This is a genomic window from Pantoea dispersa, from assembly GCF_014155765.1.
Taxonomy (GTDB): Bacteria; Pseudomonadota; Gammaproteobacteria; order Enterobacterales; family Enterobacteriaceae; genus Pantoea; species Pantoea dispersa.
Genome location: NZ_SCKT01000009.1, coordinates 113118 through 130182 on the forward strand (window position 1 = coordinate 113118; position 17065 = coordinate 130182).

Consider the following 17065-nt stretch of genomic DNA (forward strand, 5'->3'; position numbering starts at 1 on the left):
CCCCGATTTTCATGTACATTGATGTGCGACTTTTTTCTCGCTTCGCCTTATAACTCATTAATTACAATCAGTTAAGCGTGGCGGAGCATTAATCCGACCTGGAGTAGAAGATGCCCTCTCGTAAAGAGCTTGCCAACGCCATTCGCGCGTTAAGTATGGATGCAGTACAGAAAGCGAAATCGGGACATCCGGGTGCCCCAATGGGCATGGCCGATATCGCTGAAGTGCTGTGGCGTGATTTCCTGAACCACAATCCAACTAACCCGCTGTGGGCAGATCGCGACCGTTTCGTGCTGTCCAACGGCCACGGCTCGATGCTGATTTACAGCCTGCTGCACCTCACCGGCTATGACCTGCCGATGAGCGAGCTGCAGAACTTCCGTCAGCTGCACTCTAAAACCCCAGGCCACCCGGAATACGGCTACACCGCAGGCGTGGAAACCACTACCGGCCCACTGGGTCAGGGCATCGCGAACGCCGTGGGCTTCGCCATTGCTGAGCGCACGCTGGCGGCGCAGTTCAACCGTCCGGGCCATGACATCGTAGACCATCACACTTACGTGTTCATGGGCGACGGCTGCATGATGGAAGGCATCTCGCACGAAGTGTGCTCCATCGCCGGTACCCTGAAACTCGGCAAGCTGGTGGCGTTCTATGACGACAACGGCATCTCTATCGACGGTCACGTGGATGGCTGGTTCACCGACGACACCGCCAAACGCTTCGAAGCGTACGGCTGGCACGTGGTGCGTGGCGTAGACGGTCACGACGCCGACGCGATCAAAAAAGCGGTAGAAGAAGCCAAAGCGGTCACCGACAAGCCATCGCTGCTGATGTGCAAAACCATCATCGGTTTCGGTTCCCCGAACAAAGCCGGTACGCACGATTCGCACGGTGCCCCGCTGGGTGACGACGAAATCGCACTGACCCGTAAACAGCTGGGCTGGAACTACGCGCCATTTGAAATTCCTTCTGATATCTACGCACAGTGGGATGCCAAAGAAGCCGGCCAGGCGAAAGAGAAAGCCTGGGACGAGAAGTTTGCTGCTTACGCCGCTGCGCATCCGGAACTGGCCACAGAGTTCAAACGCCGCGTGAACAACGAGCTGCCCGCTAACTGGCAGGCGGAATCGCAGAAGTTCATCGAGCAGCTGCAGGCTAATCCGGCAAAAATCGCCAGCCGTAAAGCGTCGCAGAATGCCATCGAAGCCTTCGGTAAGCTGCTGCCGGAATATCTGGGCGGCTCGGCTGACCTGGCGCCAAGCAACCTGACCATGTGGTCTGGCTCGAAGCCGATCAATGAAGATGCCGCAGGCAACTACATTCATTACGGCGTGCGTGAGTTTGGTATGACTGCCATCGCCAACGGTATTGCGCTGCACGGTGGCTTCCTGCCGTACACCGCAACCTTCCTGATGTTCGTCGAGTACGCGCGTAACGCGGCACGTATGGCGGCGCTGATGAAAATCCGTCAGGTGATGGTTTATACCCACGACTCTATCGGTCTGGGTGAAGATGGCCCGACGCACCAGCCGGTTGAGCAGATGGCCAGCCTGCGCACCACCCCGAACATGAGCCTGTGGCGTCCATGTGACCAGGTGGAATCTGCGGTGGCGTGGAAATACGCTATCGAGCGCGTTGACGGTCCATCAGCCCTGATCTTCTCGCGTCAGAACCTGGCGCAGCAGGATCGTAGCGCTGAGCAGCTGGCTAACGTGGCGCGCGGTGGTTACGTGCTGAAAGATTGCGACGGCACGCCGGAGCTGATTCTGATTGCGACCGGTTCTGAAGTTGAGCTGGCGGTCGGCGCTTACGAGCAGCTGAGCGCGGAAGGTCGTAAGGTGCGCGTGGTGTCCATGCCGTCTACCGATGCGTTTGATAAGCAGGATGCGGCTTATCGTGAGTCTGTGCTGCCGAAAGCAGTTGGCGCACGCGTTGCTATCGAAGCCGGTATTGCGGATTACTGGTTCAAATACACCGGCCTGCACGGTGCCATCGTTGGCATGACCACCTTCGGTGAGTCAGCGCCAGCTGAGAAGCTGTTCGAAGAGTTCGGCTTCACCGTGGCCAACGTGGTGAAAACCGCGAAATCGATTCTGTAATTTCGCGTAACCCGTCGCGCCGCTGCGCATTGTAGCGGCGCGATTCATCGCGCATTTCTGCTGCTATCATCATGCTTTACCACGCGCAATAAATTGCGCCGCGACACCGATGTGCAGATCGCCGGTCCTGTTATCGCCTGAACCTGAAACGGTTCAATTATTCCTGCAGTAATAATTGTCATTGCCTGAATTTGTGACGCAGATCCAATAATCAGCAGCACAGTTGATCGCAATCATTCCTGTTATTCCTTCCATGCTTTATTCTCGCTGAACCGTTTCAGTTGCAGCCGTGTGCTCTCCGTCAGCAACCGTAACCGGGCAAGAATTCCCTGTACAAAACGCAGCGAAACGCTCAAGGTATTTGGCACGTTTTTTCAGGTGTGGCTGCAGGAAGTGAGATGACCATTCGTATCGCAATAAATGGTTTTGGTCGTATCGGGCGCAACGTGTTGCGTGCGCTGTATGAAACCGGTCGCCGGGCGGAAATCACCGTAGTGGCGATTAACGAACTGGCGGAAGCGGCTGGCATGGCGCATCTGCTGAAGTACGACACCAGCCACGGCCGCTTTGCCTTTGACGTACGCCAGGAGCGCGATCAGCTGTGGGTTGGCGAAGATACCATCCGTATCCTGCATCAGGCTGAGATTGCCGCGCTGCCGTGGCGCGAGCTGAATGTCGATATCGTGCTGGACTGCACCGGCGTGTACGGCAGCCGCGACGATGGCGAAGCGCATCTGCAGGCTGGCGCGAAGAAAGTGTTGTTCTCGCATCCCGGCGGCAACGATTTGGATGCCACCGTAGTGTTCGGCGTTAACGAACAGGCTCTTAAACAAACTGACCGCATTGTCTCCAACGCATCCTGCACCACCAACTGCATTATTCCGGTGATCAAGCTGCTGGATGACGCCTTTGGCATTGAGTCGGGCACCGTGACCACCATTCACTCGGCGATGCACGATCAGCAGGTGATTGACGCGTATCACAGCGACCTGCGCCGTACCCGTGCCGCCAGTCAGTCGATCATTCCGGTCGATACGCGTCTTGCCGCTGGCATTACCCGTATTTTTCCGAAATTTAACGATCGCTTCGAGGCTATCGCGGTGCGCGTGCCGACGATCAACGTGACCGCCATTGATCTGAGCGTTTCGGTGCGCCAGGCGGTGAAGGCGTGTGAGGTCAACGCGTTGCTGCAAAACGCGTCAGAGGGGGCATTTCGTGGTATAGTTGACTATACGGAATTACCGTTAGTCTCAGTAGATTTTAACCACGATCCGCACAGTGCCATAGTGGACGGCACGCAAACGCGGGTCAGCGGTCACCACCTGATCAAAACCCTGGTCTGGTGTGACAACGAATGGGGCTTTGCTAACCGCATGATCGACACCACGTTAGCAATGGCCGCAAGCGGTTTCAGGTAAGACGCGGACTGCGTCTGGCAAAACTTATGAGAATCAACGAGAGGGTTCACCATGTCTGTAATTAAGATGACCGATCTGGATCTTGCTGGTAAACGCGTTCTGATCCGTGCCGATCTCAACGTACCAGTGAAAGAAGGGAAAGTGACGTCAGATGCACGTATTCGTGCTTCTCTGCCTACCATCGAAGCGGCGTTGAAACAGGGCGCGAAAGTGATGGTTACCTCTCACCTGGGTCGCCCGACCGAAGGTGAATACAACGAAGAGTTCTCCCTCCTGCCGGTTGTTAACTACCTGAAAGAAAAACTGAACGGCACTAACGTGACCCTGGCGAAAGACTACCTCGACGGCGTTGAAGTGGGCGCGGGTGAACTGGTGGTGCTGGAAAACGTTCGCTTCAACAAAGGCGAGAAAAAAGACGACGAAACCCTGTCGAAGAAATATGCCGCGCTGTGTGACGTGTTCGTCATGGATGCATTCGGCACCGCGCACCGCGCGCAGGCGTCTACTCACGGCGTGGGCAAATTCGCCCCTATCGCCTGTGCCGGTCCGCTGCTGTCTGCCGAACTGGAAGCGCTGGGCAAAGTGATGAGCAATCCACAGCGTCCGCTGGTCGCCGTGGTGGGTGGTTCTAAAGTGTCGACCAAATTCGACGTGCTGCAGTCGCTGGTGAAAATCGCTGACACCGTGATTGTCGGTGGCGGTATCGCTAACACCTTCGTGGCGATCGACAACAACGTCGGCAAATCGCTGTACGAGCCAGACTTCGTTGAGGCCGCTAAAGGCCTGCGCGACCAGTACGGCATTCCGGTACCGACCGATTCACGCGTCGGCACGGAATTCTCCGAAACTGCCCCGGCAACCGTGAAAAAGGTTTCCGAAGTAGCAGATAACGAAGAAATTATGGACTTCGGTGACGAAACCGCTCAGAACATGGCGAAACTGCTGAAAGACGCAAAAACCATTCTGTGGAACGGTCCGGTTGGCGTGTTTGAGTTCCCGAACTTCCGTAAGGGCACCGAAATCGTTGCCAACGCTATCGCAGACAGCGACGCGTTCTCTGTTGCCGGCGGCGGTGATACCCTGGCGGCTATCGACCTGTTCGGTATCGAGGACAAAATCTCCTACATCTCTACCGGTGGCGGTGCGTTCCTCGAGTTCGTGGAAGGCAAAAAACTGCCGGCAGTTGCCATGCTGGAAGAACGCGCGAAGCAGTAATTTTTGGGGGCAGCGCTTCGGCGCTGTCTGAAGGCTTGCCCGCTGTGGGCGAACAGATCGCATTCCCATTGGGGAGTGGACGATAAACGAAACAGGACACAACCATGTCTAAAATTTTTGATTTCGTAAAACCCGGCGTTGTCACTGGTGATGACGTTCAGAAAATCTTCAAAGTAGCGAAAGAAAACAAATTCGCTCTGCCAGCCGTTAACTGCGTCGGCACGGATTCCATCAACGCGGTACTGGAAGCTGCGGCTAAAGTTAAAGCGCCGGTCATCGTTCAGTTCTCCAACGGTGGTGCTGCCTTCATCGCCGGTAAAGGTTTCAAAACCGACAAACCACAGGGCGCTGCGATTTTCGGCGCAATCGCTGGTGCACACCATGTGCATCTGATGGCTGAACAGTACGGCGTGCCAGTAATCCTGCACACCGACCACTGTGCGAAGAAACTGCTGCCGTGGATCGACGGTCTGCTGGACGCTGGTGAAGAGCACTTCAAAAAAACCGGTAAGCCACTGTTCTCCTCACACATGATCGACCTGTCTGAAGAGTCACTGGAAGAGAACATCGAGATTTCTTCTAAGTATCTGGCGCGCATGGCGAAACTGGATATGACGCTGGAAATCGAACTGGGCTGCACCGGTGGTGAAGAAGATGGCGTGGACAACAGCCACATGGACGCTTCTGCACTGTACACTCAGCCAGAAGACGTAGATTACGCTTACACCGAGCTGAGCAAAATCAGCCCGCGTTTCACCATCGCTGCGTCCTTCGGTAACGTACACGGCGTGTACAAGCCAGGCAACGTGAAACTGACCCCAACCATTCTGCGTGATTCGCAGAAATACGTTTCAGAGAAACACGGCCTGCCGCACAACGCGCTGGACTTCGTATTCCACGGCGGTTCCGGTTCTTCTGCTGCAGAAATCGAAGAGTCTATCAGCTACGGCGTGATCAAGATGAACATCGATACTGATACCCAGTGGGCAACCTGGGACGGCATCCTGCAGTACTACAAAACCAACGAAGCGTACCTGCAGGGACAGCTTGGCAACCCGAACGGCGCTGACAGCCCGAACAAAAAATACTACGACCCACGCGTCTGGCTGCGTGCGGCACAATCTTCCATGGTTGTGCGCTTAGAGCAGGCTTTCAAAGAACTGAACGCTGTCGACGTACTGTAATTTTTGCTTACCGTACAAAAAAGGCCCGAAAGGGCCTTTTTTTATGCGTCCCGTCTGGAAATCCCGGTTTATACAGCACATTTTTGGCGCTTCGCCCCATTATTGTTTACCCTTGTACTCGGGAGTGTCGGATTGAATCTGGCAGTTTTTGTACTTTCCTGCGGGAAACTCAACAACAGGGCTAACAAATGGAAGATCTTAACGTCGTTGACGGCATTAACAATGCAGGTGGCTGGCTGGTGCGCAACCAGGCGCTGATCCTCAGCTATGCGGTGAACATCGTGGCGGCTATCGCCATCATTATTGTCGGGATGATTATTGCGCGCGTGGTATCGAACGGCGTCAATCGCCTGCTGGTCGCGCGTCATATTGATGCCACCGTGGCTGATTTCCTCTCAGCGCTGGTGCGCTACGGTATCATTGCCTTCACGATTATTGCCGCGCTGGGCCGCGTCGGCGTGCAGACTGCCTCGGTGATCGCCGTGCTCGGTGCTGCCGGTCTGGCCGTCGGTCTGGCACTGCAGGGGTCGCTCTCCAACCTGGCGGCAGGCGTACTGCTGGTGACCTTCCGTCCATTCCGCACCGGTGAGTTCGTCGATCTCGGTGGCGTGATGGGGACCGTACAGAATGTACAGATCTTCTCGACCACGCTGAAAACCGCTGACGGCAAAATCGTGGTGGTGCCAAACGGCAAAATCATTGCCGGCAACATCGTTAACTTTTCGCGCGAACCTATCCGCCGCAACGAGTTCATTATTGGCGTCGCCTACGATGCGGATGTCGACCAGGTGATCGATCTGCTGCGTGAAGTGGTGGAAGCGGACGAGCGCGTGCTGAAAGATCTGGGTATCCAGATTGGCCTGAACGAACTGGCGGCATCGTCGCTGAACTTTGTGGTGCGCTGCTGGAGCAAAAGCGGTGATCTGCAAAACGTCTACTGGGATCTGATGAAGAACTTCAAGCGCACCCTGGATGCGCACGGTATCGGTATTCCTTATCCGCAGATGGACGTGCACCTGCATCAGGTGCAGAGCGAGGCGCAGCAGCCTGCGCGCAGCGAGTAAGTTATCAGGGCACCGGCGGGTGCCCTTGTTTTATCAGTTCCGCTAATGACCGATTAATTCTTTCCATTTCCGCTAATATCCTCGCCTCACTATACTGCACAGCAACACCCCTTTTTCAGGAAATCTTCCGTGTTATCTGTTTACTTACAAGGGCTTGCCCTTGGTGCTGCGCTTATCCTGCCGTTGGGCCCGCAAAATGCCTTCGTCCTGAACCAGGGCATTAAGCGCCATTACCATTTGATGACCGCGTCGTTGTGCACACTGAGCGATATTGTGCTGATCTGTGGCGGAATATTTGGCGGCAGCGCGCTGTTGCAGCAGTCGCCGGTTCTGCTGATGCTGATCACCTGGGCTGGCGTGGCGTTTCTGCTGTGGTATGGCTGGGGCGCGCTGCGCAGTGCCTGGCAGGGCGATGTCACGCTGGCGTCAGAGGCGGCGCTGAAGCAGGGGCGCTGGCGCATTGTCGCTACTATGCTGGCGGTGACCTGGCTCAATCCGCATGTCTATCTCGACACCCTCGTGGTGCTCGGCAGCCTCGGCAGTCAGCTGCCGTCGGCGGAGGCGCGCCGCTGGTTTGCTTTCGGCACCGCCAGCGCCTCGCTGCTGTGGTTTTTCGGTCTGGCGCTGCTGGCCGCCTGGCTGTCGCCGCGCCTGCGCACCGTGCGCGCGCAGCGCATCATTAATCTGCTGGTGGGCGGCGTGATGTGGTTTATCGCCCTGCAGCTGGCGCGTCAGGGCATCGCCGGCTGGTGATGCACATGCAGGCCGTAAAGCGCGGGCAGGGCGCCTGCGCTGGCCAGCAGCTCCAGCCGAATCTGGTGAAACGTGGTATCCGGGGGCAGCGCATGATGGCACAGCGAGTGATGATTATCGCTGACCTCCGCCAGCAGCGTGTCATCCAGCCACAGGCGATAATGGGTAGTGCAGTGCGGCGTCACCGCCTGCGCATGGCCCATCTGCACCGTTTCCATCGCATGATCGAAATCGTTATCGAACAGCAACGTAATCTGGCTGGCGCGCTGCGCGTCCGGCCACTGCCAGCACACCCACGGCTGGCGATCGTCCGCCGCCGGCAGCCAGCCGTTGGTGTGGCTTTCCGGCCGCAGTTTACCGTTGAGCAAATAGTCGCAGTGCCACAGCCGCAGCGGTGTTGTCAGACTAAACGCGATCAGGATCTGATTGGGCGCGCGGCGCGGTAGCCAGAAATCAAACTCATCCACGCCGTAATCGCCGTCGTTTATCTGCCGGGTGCGTTTCGCGACGCGCGGATTGAGACTGTTAAATACCATCATAATGCCCGGCAGGCGCTGGCGGGTGAGCGCCACTTCAACCGCCGGATTTTCTTCAAAGGCGATAAACAGGTAGCGATCGCACTCCGCACGGTAGTCAAACGGCAGCGAATACGCCTCTTCACCGCTAATCTGCAGGCTGTGTGTGGCCAGCAGCCGATCGCCGCAGGTGTTGGCCGGATTGTCGCTGGTCAGCAGTGAAACCTGCAGCGTCTGCGCGGATGACGCCCGCAGCCGCACCGTCAGCGCGGGCAGGCGTTCTCCGGCTTTAAGCGGCAGCAGCAGGGCGCAGCGTGAGGTGAGGGCGTGCCAGCCGCCATCCGCCGGCAGGGCGTGCAGGGCGAAGGTGCTGCTGGCGCTGACCTGAGCGGCACCGGCCGGATGCGCCAGCTGCTGACGCGGAATGAACGCACCGTGGCGCAGCAGCTGTTGCTGCAGCTGACCAATATGCTCCGGCTGCGCCAGCTGACGCGGTGTCTGGTTATGCTGCTGACACAGCGCCGCCGCGCGGCCCACCACTTCGCCCAGCACGCCACAGGTGCACATCACGCGCGCGCTGCCAAAGGCAACGTGCGTGGCAGAGATAAGCCGGCCGGTCAGCAGCAGATTATCCAGCGACTGGCTGTACAGCGCCCGAAACGGAATGGTGTAAGTGCCTTTGCTGTGGAACTGGCGGCAGCCGTCGTGAGCGCTGTACACGCCGTCGGCCGGATGCAGGTCAATCGACCAGCCGCCGTAGGCCACCGCATCGTAGTGGTCGCGCTGCGCGATGATATCCTGCTGACACAGCAGAGTATCGCCGAGAAAGCGTCGGCTCTCGCGCTTGCCGGGAATCAGCCCAACCCATTCAATGGTCAGCGTGTCGGCATCGGCAAACTCGCCGGAGTTTTTGATGTAATCCCACACGCCCCAGACAATCTTCCACAGCTCCCACTTGATGGTTTCGCTTTCATGCACGGTATCCAGCCGGCCGCCCCACTCAAGCCACCACAGATCGCAGCCGTTGAGATCGGAGCTCAAACGTTTATAGCGCGGAATAGCGGTGATCTCTTTCAGCGCGAAGGAGGGCGGTACAAAGCGCACCGGCTGCGCGCTGCGTTTGGTATAAAAATAAATTGAGTGGCCGAGCTTGTGGCCAAACTGCTCGCCCGGCGCCATTTTTTCGCCAAACTCCTGCGGTGATTCTGCGCCGACACGGTGCGCGGCCCCGGCCGGATAGCCGAGCACGCCGTCGCCGCTGGCATCAATAAACTGGTCGGCCGTCACGCGATAGCGGGTCTGATTGATGGCGTTGAAAGCCTGAACCGCCTGCAGGCGCTGCGCGGATTTTTCGATGTCGCTGACCACGGTATTGAGCAGCAGCGTCAGACGCGGCTGCGCCTGCACGATGTCCAGCAGCACCATGTCGAACAGCACCGGGTTGCCCTCTTTGTTGCGCCAGAGGTTCTCCTCCATGATCTCGCCCATGATGCCGCCTTCACGCGCCCAGCGGTTGTTATTACCCATATGCGACGTCGCGCCGTTGGCCCACAGCCGCACTTCGCTGGAAGCGTTGCCGCCGAGCACCGGGCGATCCTGAATCAGCACCACCTGCTGGCCCGCGCGTGCCGCAGCCAGCGCGGCGCACACGCCCGCCAGACCGCCACCGGCGACCAGCACATCGGCGTGTAACGACTGCAGCGGAAAGGCACGCGCGGCCTGAGAAGAGAAAGTTTGCATCATGAGGTTACTCCCGCCTGAAGGCTGCTAAGATTGAATTTTTACCGTCACAAGGTGATTTATGTCTTCGCAACCCAACCAGAGCCTGATTGACGGAATTCGCTGCCTGCAATATCTGGTCTCCAGTGACAAAGCGGTCGGCGGTCGTGAACTGGCGCGCCAGATGGGGATGAACAGCACGCGGGTAAACCGTCTGCTGATGACCATGGCGTCCATCGGCCTGACGATTCAGGATGAACACCGGCGCTATCTGCCGGGCCCGGGCATTCATGCGCTGGCGGCGCAGGCCATTCGTGGATCGTCGCTGTTTGCTTCGGCACTGCCGCAGCTGGAGGCGCACGCGCCGCGCGATATCGTGGTGGCGCTTGGCGTGCTGTGGGAGGACCAGGTCATCTACATCTGGCACTCGGAGCCCGGCGAGCGCACCAGTACCAGCCAGGCGCTGGCTGGATTCCGCATGCTGCCAGCGTGGCAGTCGGTGATTGGCATCGCGCTGCTGGCGGCGGAGAGTGACGAGGTGCTGCGGCCACGCTTCAGTGACGAACAGTGGGCGCAGATTGCGCCACTGCTGGCGCGCAAGCGCACCGGGGATTATCTGGTGTGGCATCGCGAGGACGGCGAAATCAGTATGGCGCAGCCGATCAATAACAATCGTGCGGCGCTGGCCTTCGCCAAAATCTGGCAGGCCGATGAGGACCAGCTGGCGCAGCGTCTGCAACAGCTGCACGCGCTGGCGAAACGGCTCATCAGCGCGCGCTGACATGGTCAATTTTTCCTACCACAAACAGATAACTGCAGATGCCAATAGCGGCCAGCACGGCGATAAAGGCCAGCGCCGGCGCGAAGTTGCTGCCGTCAATCAGGGCGCCGATGGCGATGGGCACTACGATCGATGACAGCGCGCCGGTAAAGTTAAATACGCCGCCGGCCAGACCGATCAGATGGCGCGGCGCCAGCGCGGTAACAAACACCCAGGTGATGGTCGCCAGGCCATTACCAAAAAACGCCAGCGACATAAACAGGATGATCAGCCGCGAATCTTCGGTGTAGTTAGCACCAAGGATGAACAGCGTGAGAAACAGACCGAGGATCACCGGCAGCTTGCGCGCCACGCTGGCTGACATGCCGCGCCGGATCATGCGGTCTGAGGCAAAGCCGGCCAGCAGTACGCCACAAAACGCCGCGAAGTAGGGCAGCGACGCCACATAGCCGCTCTTGATAAAGTCCATGTGGCGATACTCCACCAGATAGGTGGGAAACCAGGTGAGGAAAAACCAGAAGGTGGCGGAGATGGTGAACTGGCCAATATAGATGCCGACCAGCTTGCGGCTGCGAAACATCTGCGCCAGATCGGCCCAGCGTGCACGCGGCGGCTGGCTGCCCTGGCGATTTTCCAGCAGTGCGCCGTTGTCACGCAGATAGTTAAGTTCAGCCTCTGATACGCCTTTGTGCTGGTTCGGCTCGCGATACAGCAGATACCACACCAGCGCCCAAATCATGCCCGCCACGCCGGTAATCAGAAACAGCCCGCGCCAGCCAAACGCAGCCTGCACGTGAAACAGCAGCGGCGTCATACAGGCGAGGCCAACAAACTGTGCGGACGAGTAGATGCCAATTGCACTGGCACGCTCCTGCTCGGGGAACCAGCTGGAAATCACCCGATTGTTAGCCGGCATCACCGGCGCCTCGAAGGCGCCGACGCCGAGGCGCAGACCGAACAGCGCGCCGAAGCTGCTGGCAAAAGCGTGCAGCGCGGTGATCAGCGACCAGGCAAACAGCCCCGCGCCGTATACCAGCCGCGCGCCGAGACGATCGATCAGGAATCCGCCGGGAATTTGCAGCGCCGCATAGATCCAGCCGAACGCCGAGAAGATCAGCCCCATCTCCAGCGGCGTGAAGCGTAGTTCACCGGCCATCTGCGTGGCGGCCACCGACAGGTTGGTGCGATCCATGTAGTTAATGATGATGTTGATAAACACCAGTGCCAGCATCATAAAGCGTGTGCGTCCGGCTCGCACGCTGACCGCGCTTTGGCTAAGTGGCTGTTCTGTCATAATACAACTCTCCCGAGGGGCAGAAGTGTTTCTTTAATAGAAACGCAGGCGGCGCTTTTCAGCGAATCTGTAGCGATAAATTTGCGATCGCGGATACGTTAAACCTGAGCAAAGCCGAACTTTTTGCTAATTTCAAACTCAGACCATCACGCATAGTAATGTGTTTTGGGTTTCGCCATAGTGGCGACCTGCAAATTGAACCCTTCAAGGAGGACTTTCGTGAAACTGAAAGCACTGGCGCTGGCCGCCGTAATGAGCACGGGCGCACTGTCCGGTCTGGTCCAGGCGGGAGAAGTGCCGAACGGACCGCACGTGGTGACATCAGGACAGGCCAGCGTGGATGCCCGTCCGGATATGGCTACGCTCTCCATCGTGGTGAATGTTTCGTCGAAAGACGCGGCGGATGCAAAAAAACAGGCTGACGACCGCGTGGCGCAATATTTTGATTTCCTGCAAAAGAACGGCATCGAGAAGAAAGATATTGATGCGGCTAATCTCAGCACCCAGCCGGAATATGACTACACCAAAGAGGGTAAATCGGTGCTGAAAGGCTACCGTGCGGTGCGTCAGGTGGAAGTCACGCTGCGCCAGCTGGACAAGCTGAATGAGCTGCTGGACGGCGCGCTGAAGTCGGGCCTGAATGAGATTCGTTCTGTTGAGCTGGGCGTGGCTAACGCAGACAGCTACAAAGATCAGGCGCGTAAAGCGGCGATTGCCAATGCCACACAGCAGGCGAGTGCCCTGGCGGAAGGCTTCAACGCCAAACTGGGCTCGGTGTACAGCATTCGCTATCACGTGGCTAACTACCAGCCGATGCCGATGGCGCGCATGTACAAAGCGGCCGGTGCCGCAGCGGACACCACCGCGCAGCAGACCTACGAGCAGCAGAGCATCCATTTTGACGATCAGGTGGATGTGGTATTCGAAATCAAACCGAATACGGCGCAGTAAGTTAGCCTGTAAAATTGTAGCGGCGCGATTCATCGCGCTTTCCAGCAGCAGAACCGCTGTTAAAACGCGCGATGAATCGCGCCGCTACGACTGTTGTGCGCTAATCTGAACGGCGCTAGGCCGCAACTTCATCCTGGCGCAATACGCGGTGGCCGTGGGCAATCAGTGCATCGGTCACGCTGCGCATCAGGCGACTTTCCGGCGCGAAACGGTGCCAGTACAGCATCCGGCGCTGATACAGACCCGGCGTCAAATCGACCAGCTCTCCCTGCGCCAGCTCGCGCTCAATCTGCAGGTGCGGAATCATACAGCACACCGATCCCTGACGCGCCAGTTGCACAAAAGCCTCTGACGAGTTCACGATGTGGCACGGCACGCTGCCCGGCGATAAATCAAAGTTCTGCTGCAAAAACGCCTGATGCATATCGTCAAGGTGATCAAACGCCACCGCCGGGGCTTTCAGCAGCGCCGAGCGCGTCACGCCATTGGGGAAATAGCGCGCGGCAAACTCCGGCGAGGCGCAGAACAGATAGTCCAGCGCACCCAGCTGATCCACCAGACAGCTTGGCAACGGCTGCGGCTGGATACTCACCGCCCCGACCACCTCACCGCGCCGTAAACGCTCCTGCGTGCGGGTTTCATCTTCCACCTGCAGATTCAGGCGCACCGGCGAGTCAGCCAGCACATCTTTCAGCGCCGGCAGCAGCCAGGTAGCAAGACTGTCGGCGTTCACCGCCAGCGACAGCAGCAACGGCGTGGTGCCACCGTTATCATCGCCCAGCCACTCCTCTTCCAGCAGCTCCACCTGATGCAGCAGCGCCAGCAATTTTTGTCCCTGCTCGGTCGGGCGCGGCGGCACGGTACGCACCAGCAGCGGCTGACCAAATAAATTTTCCAGCTGTTTAATGCGCTGCGACACCGCAGACTGCGTGATGCACAGCTTCTGGGCCGCACGCTCAAAGCCGCGTTCGCGAATCACAGCATCCAGCGCCTGAAGCGTTCGATAATCCGGGCGTTTCATTGTTGTTCTCTCTCGTTCAGGGTGGAAACTACTATGCCATAAAACGGCGAAGCTGTGCGGCCGACGCGTTTTTGCGGGCTGGCTTCTAAAGGCTTACATCCAACGTCCGTCAGCCGCGCTTTTTGACAGCGCCTTGTTTTATACTACGCGCACTTCGATGTCGCACAGGTTTTAAACATACCATGACCCAGGATGAACTGAAAAAAGCGGTAGGTTGGGCAGCGCTGCAGTACGTGCAGCCAGGCACCATTGTTGGCGTAGGCACCGGTTCAACGGCGGCGCATTTTATTGACGCGCTTGGTACCATCAGGGATCAGATCGAGGGCGCGGTTTCCAGTTCGGAAGCCTCAACCGAAAAGCTCAAATCGCTGGGCATTCCGGTGTTCGATCTCAACAACGTGGATGCGCTGTCGGTGTATGTCGACGGGGCTGATGAGATCAATCCACAGATGCAGATGATCAAGGGCGGTGGCGCGGCGCTGACGCGCGAGAAAATTGTTGCGGCGGTGGCGCAGAAATTTATCTGCATCGCGGATGCGTCCAAACAGGTCGATGTGCTGGGCAACTTCCCGCTTCCGGTGGAGGTGATTCCGATGGCGCGCGCTTATGTGGCGCGGGAGCTGGTGAAGCTGGGCGGCCTGCCGGAGTATCGTCAGCACGTGGTTACGGATAACGGCAACATTATTATCGACGTACATAATCTGCGCATCCTTGACCCGATTGCGCTGGAAAAAACCATCAATGCGCTGCCGGGCGTCGTCACCGTGGGGCTGTTTGCCGCACGCGGAGCGGATATCGCGCTGATTGGTACGCCGGACGGCGTGAAAACCATCACCAATTGATCTCACCGGCGCGCCGCCAGCGCCGGTTATTTCCATCCGCAAAACATCTTTTCTTGCTGCAGTGAAATTTGGTGACTTATGTCACAAATGATTCATCAACAGCAGGTTCGTACTTTGCGCTCTCGTCATCTCACGATTTTGTGTGGATTTGTGTTGTCTGCACGTGGGCGCGTGCTGGCGTGCAGGCAATCGTTTGTATTGCCGCGCCGGAAAATTTTGATATTTTGACAGAAGGCTACCTTATGGTAGTCCTCGTTGAATTCTGAATAGGGTCGGGAAATGGCAAAGGTATCACTGGAAAAAGACAAGATTAAGTTCCTGCTGGTGGAAGGCGTTCACCAGAGTGCGCTGGATAATCTGCGCGCCGCAGGTTACACCAACATCGAGTTCCACAAAGGCGCACTGGATGCTGAGACGCTGAAGTCCTCCATCCGCGATGCCCACTTCATTGGTATCCGTTCCCGTACCCAACTGACTGAAGAGATCTTCGCGGCAGCTGAAAAGCTGGTGGCGGTGGGCTGCTTCTGTATTGGTACTAACCAGGTTGATCTCAGCGCGGCAGCGAAACGCGGCGTGCCGGTGTTCAACGCCCCTTTCTCCAATACCCGTTCGGTCGCGGAACTGGTGATCGGCGAAATGCTGCTGATGCTGCGCGGCATTCCGGAAGCCAACGCCAAAGCACACCGCGGCATCTGGAATAAAATCGCCACCGGTTCGTACGAAGCGCGTGGTAAGAAGCTGGGTATCATTGGCTACGGCCATATCGGGATGCAGCTCGGCGTGCTGGCGGAAAGCCTCGGCATGCACGTATTTTTCTACGATATCGAAAACAAGCTGCCGCTGGGCAATGCCACCCAGGTGCGCCATCTCTCTGACCTGCTGAACATGAGTGATGTGGTCAGCCTGCACGTGCCGGAAACGCCGTCCACGCAGAACATGATTGGCAGCGAAGAGCTGGCGCTGATGAAGCCCGGCGCGCTGTTGATCAACGCCGCGCGCGGTACCGTGATCGACATCCCGGCGCTGTGTAATGCGCTGGCCAGCAAGCACCTGGCTGGTGCCGCCATCGACGTCTTCCCGGTTGAACCTGCAACCAATAGCGATCCGTTTAACTCGCCGCTGTGCGAATTCGACAACGTGATCCTGACGCCGCACATCGGCGGATCAACGCAGGAAGCGCAGGAGAACATCGGTCTGGAAGTGTCTGGCAAGCTGGCCAAGTACTCTGACAACGGCTCGACGCTCTCCGCAGTAAACTTCCCGGAAGTTTCGCTGCCGATGCACGCTGCCAGCGCCAGCCGCCTGCTGCACATCCATGAAAACCGCCCGGGCGTGCTGACCGCCATCAACCAGATCTTTGCCGAGCAGGGCATCAACATTGCCGCTCAGTATCTGCAAACCTCGCCAGTGATGGGCTATGTGGTTATCGATATTGATGCCGAAGAGGATGTGGCGGAGAAAGCGCTGCAGCTGATGAAGGCGATTCCGGGCACCATGCGCGCCCGTCTGCTGTACTGACAGTGCAGGGCGCCGCTGGGCGCCCTGTCTTTATCCCGCCAGCGTTTCCCACTGCCACAGCTTTGACGGCGTGAGAATCGCCGGCAATGGCACATCCCAGGCCGCCACCGGCAGCGCATCCACGCGCTGGCAGTCGTGCGCAATACCCAGCGGTAAAAAGCCATGCTGCTGCCAGTGCTGTAGCGTGCGATCGTAAAAACCCCCGCCCATGCCTAAGCGTTGTCCCTGCGCGTCAAACGCCACCAGCGGTACCAGCATCACATCCAGCTGATCGAGTGTGGCCAGCTGCGTAATATCCAGCGGCGGCTCAGGGATGCGCAGCTTGTTAGGTCGCAGCGGGGTTTCTGGCGTGTAGCGCAAAAAAAGCAGGTGACCGGGCGCAAACGGATGCAGCACCGGCAGAAAGACCTGCTTCTTTTGCTGCCACAGTTTGGCAATCAGCGGTCGGGTATTGATTTCGCCATCGACGGAGAGAAACAGCGCGATGCGTTGTGCGCTGGCCAGCGGGGCAAAATTGATGGCATGTTCAGCCAGCAGATCGGCGGCCTCAACCTGTTGCTCAGGCGTAAGATTGCGGCGCAGATGGCGCACATGCTGACGAATATCCTGACGGTCGAGAAGAGAAGGTGCTGGCATGATGTCCCCGGCTGATAAGGCTGTTGATAGCCACATTATCACACCGGGAATA

The 17065-nt window shown here is 58.0% G+C and carries 14 protein-coding genes; 10 read left to right on the forward strand and 4 right to left on the reverse strand.

The genetic code is table 11. The annotated features are described in order from the left end of the window. Positions 1–110: 110 nt before the first annotated feature. From tkt to argO, 6 genes are all read left to right on the forward strand, one after another. Entirely contained in the window at positions 111–2102 is a 1992-nt protein-coding gene (gene tkt, locus H7K56_RS20165; protein WP_058771542.1) for a transketolase, read from the forward strand. A gap of 398 nt (positions 2103–2500) precedes the next feature. Beyond that, the gene (gene epd / locus H7K56_RS20170; RefSeq protein WP_021506647.1) at positions 2501–3520 is read left to right on the forward strand and encodes an erythrose-4-phosphate dehydrogenase; all 1020 of its coding nucleotides are present in this window, start codon (positions 2501–2503) and stop codon (positions 3518–3520) included. 51 nt (positions 3521–3571) lie between these two features. Next, a complete protein-coding gene (gene pgk, locus H7K56_RS20175; RefSeq protein ID WP_021506648.1) occupies positions 3572–4735 on the forward strand; it encodes a phosphoglycerate kinase in 1164 nt (387 codons plus the stop codon). Positions 4736–4839: 104 nt separating this feature from the next. Beyond that, positions 4840–5919, forward strand: a complete 1080-nt coding sequence (gene fbaA, locus H7K56_RS20180; RefSeq protein WP_058757103.1) for a class II fructose-bisphosphate aldolase — start codon at positions 4840–4842, stop codon at positions 5917–5919. Positions 5920–6107: 188 nt separating this feature from the next. Continuing rightward, positions 6108–6983 carry a small-conductance mechanosensitive channel MscS gene (gene mscS, locus H7K56_RS20185; protein ID WP_021506650.1) on the forward strand — a complete coding sequence of 292 codons (876 nt, stop codon included), beginning with the start codon at positions 6108–6110 and terminating at the stop codon, positions 6981–6983. Between the two features lie 129 nt (positions 6984–7112). Further along, entirely contained in the window at positions 7113–7736 is a 624-nt protein-coding gene (argO, locus tag H7K56_RS20190) for an arginine exporter ArgO (RefSeq protein ID WP_150361152.1), read from the forward strand. On the opposite strand, the gene H7K56_RS20195 is transcribed toward argO, so the two are convergent. After that, positions 7715–9991 carry an FAD-dependent oxidoreductase gene (locus tag H7K56_RS20195; protein WP_375140420.1) on the reverse strand — a complete coding sequence of 759 codons (2277 nt, stop codon included), beginning with the start codon at positions 9989–9991 and terminating at the stop codon, positions 7715–7717. The genes argO and H7K56_RS20195 overlap by 22 nt on opposite strands. A gap of 61 nt (positions 9992–10052) precedes the next feature. On the opposite strand from H7K56_RS20195, the gene H7K56_RS20200 reads away from it, so the two are divergent. Beyond that, positions 10053–10751 (forward strand): IclR family transcriptional regulator, encoded by a 699-nt coding sequence (locus H7K56_RS20200; RefSeq protein WP_150361148.1) that lies wholly within the window; start codon positions 10053–10055, stop codon positions 10749–10751. Here H7K56_RS20200 and H7K56_RS20205 read toward each other — a convergent pair. Next, on the reverse strand, positions 10738–12045 hold the full coding sequence (locus H7K56_RS20205; protein ID WP_150361146.1) for an MFS transporter: 1308 nt from the start codon (positions 12043–12045) through the stop codon (positions 10738–10740). The two genes, H7K56_RS20200 and H7K56_RS20205, sit on opposite strands and share 14 nt — an antisense overlap. 219 nt (positions 12046–12264) lie before the next feature. Between H7K56_RS20205 and H7K56_RS20210 the strand changes: the two genes are divergently transcribed. Next, entirely contained in the window at positions 12265–12996 is a 732-nt protein-coding gene (locus H7K56_RS20210) for an oxidative stress defense protein (RefSeq protein WP_021506655.1), read from the forward strand. Between the two features lie 115 nt (positions 12997–13111). Here H7K56_RS20210 and H7K56_RS20215 read toward each other — a convergent pair whose 3' ends face one another. Then, positions 13112–14017: a LysR family transcriptional regulator ArgP gene (locus H7K56_RS20215; protein WP_021506656.1), complete on the reverse strand. Its 906-nt coding sequence runs from the start codon at positions 14015–14017 to the stop codon at positions 13112–13114. 182 nt (positions 14018–14199) lie between these two features. Here H7K56_RS20215 and rpiA point away from each other — a divergent pair, with 182 nt between their 5' ends. Both rpiA and serA read left to right on the forward strand, forming a co-directional pair. Continuing rightward, positions 14200–14859: a ribose-5-phosphate isomerase RpiA gene (rpiA, locus tag H7K56_RS20220; protein WP_127834524.1), complete on the forward strand. Its 660-nt coding sequence runs from the start codon at positions 14200–14202 to the stop codon at positions 14857–14859. Positions 14860–15138: 279 nt separating this feature from the next. Continuing rightward, entirely contained in the window at positions 15139–16377 is a 1239-nt protein-coding gene (serA, locus tag H7K56_RS20225) for a phosphoglycerate dehydrogenase (protein ID WP_021506658.1), read from the forward strand. 30 nt (positions 16378–16407) lie between these two features. Here the strand turns inward: serA and H7K56_RS20230 are convergent, their stop codons facing one another. Further along, positions 16408–17013, reverse strand: coding sequence for a 5-formyltetrahydrofolate cyclo-ligase (locus tag H7K56_RS20230; protein WP_058771549.1), 606 nt, complete (start codon positions 17011–17013; stop codon positions 16408–16410). Positions 17014–17065 lie beyond the last annotated feature (52 nt).

Excerpts from the sequence above, each read along its gene's own strand:
- H7K56_RS20200 (WP_150361148.1), top strand. The coding sequence starts at position 10,053 with ATGTCTTCGCAACCCAACCAGAGCCTGATTGACGGAATTCGCTGCCTG.
- H7K56_RS20195 (WP_375140420.1), bottom strand. The coding sequence starts at position 9,991 with ATGCAAACTTTCTCTTCTCAGGCCGCGCGTGCCTTTCCGCTGCAGTCG.
- pgk (WP_021506648.1), top strand. The coding sequence starts at position 3,572 with ATGTCTGTAATTAAGATGACCGATCTGGATCTTGCTGGTAAACGCGTT.
- serA (WP_021506658.1), top strand. The coding sequence starts at position 15,139 with ATGGCAAAGGTATCACTGGAAAAAGACAAGATTAAGTTCCTGCTGGTG.
- rpiA (WP_127834524.1), top strand. The coding sequence starts at position 14,200 with ATGACCCAGGATGAACTGAAAAAAGCGGTAGGTTGGGCAGCGCTGCAG.
- H7K56_RS20205 (WP_150361146.1), bottom strand. The coding sequence starts at position 12,045 with ATGACAGAACAGCCACTTAGCCAAAGCGCGGTCAGCGTGCGAGCCGGA.
- mscS (WP_021506650.1), top strand. The coding sequence starts at position 6,108 with ATGGAAGATCTTAACGTCGTTGACGGCATTAACAATGCAGGTGGCTGG.
- H7K56_RS20215 (WP_021506656.1), bottom strand. The coding sequence starts at position 14,017 with ATGAAACGCCCGGATTATCGAACGCTTCAGGCGCTGGATGCTGTGATT.
- fbaA (WP_058757103.1), top strand. The coding sequence starts at position 4,840 with ATGTCTAAAATTTTTGATTTCGTAAAACCCGGCGTTGTCACTGGTGAT.
- epd (WP_021506647.1), top strand. The coding sequence starts at position 2,501 with ATGACCATTCGTATCGCAATAAATGGTTTTGGTCGTATCGGGCGCAAC.
- H7K56_RS20230 (WP_058771549.1), bottom strand. The coding sequence starts at position 17,013 with ATGCCAGCACCTTCTCTTCTCGACCGTCAGGATATTCGTCAGCATGTG.
- tkt (WP_058771542.1), top strand. The coding sequence starts at position 111 with ATGCCCTCTCGTAAAGAGCTTGCCAACGCCATTCGCGCGTTAAGTATG.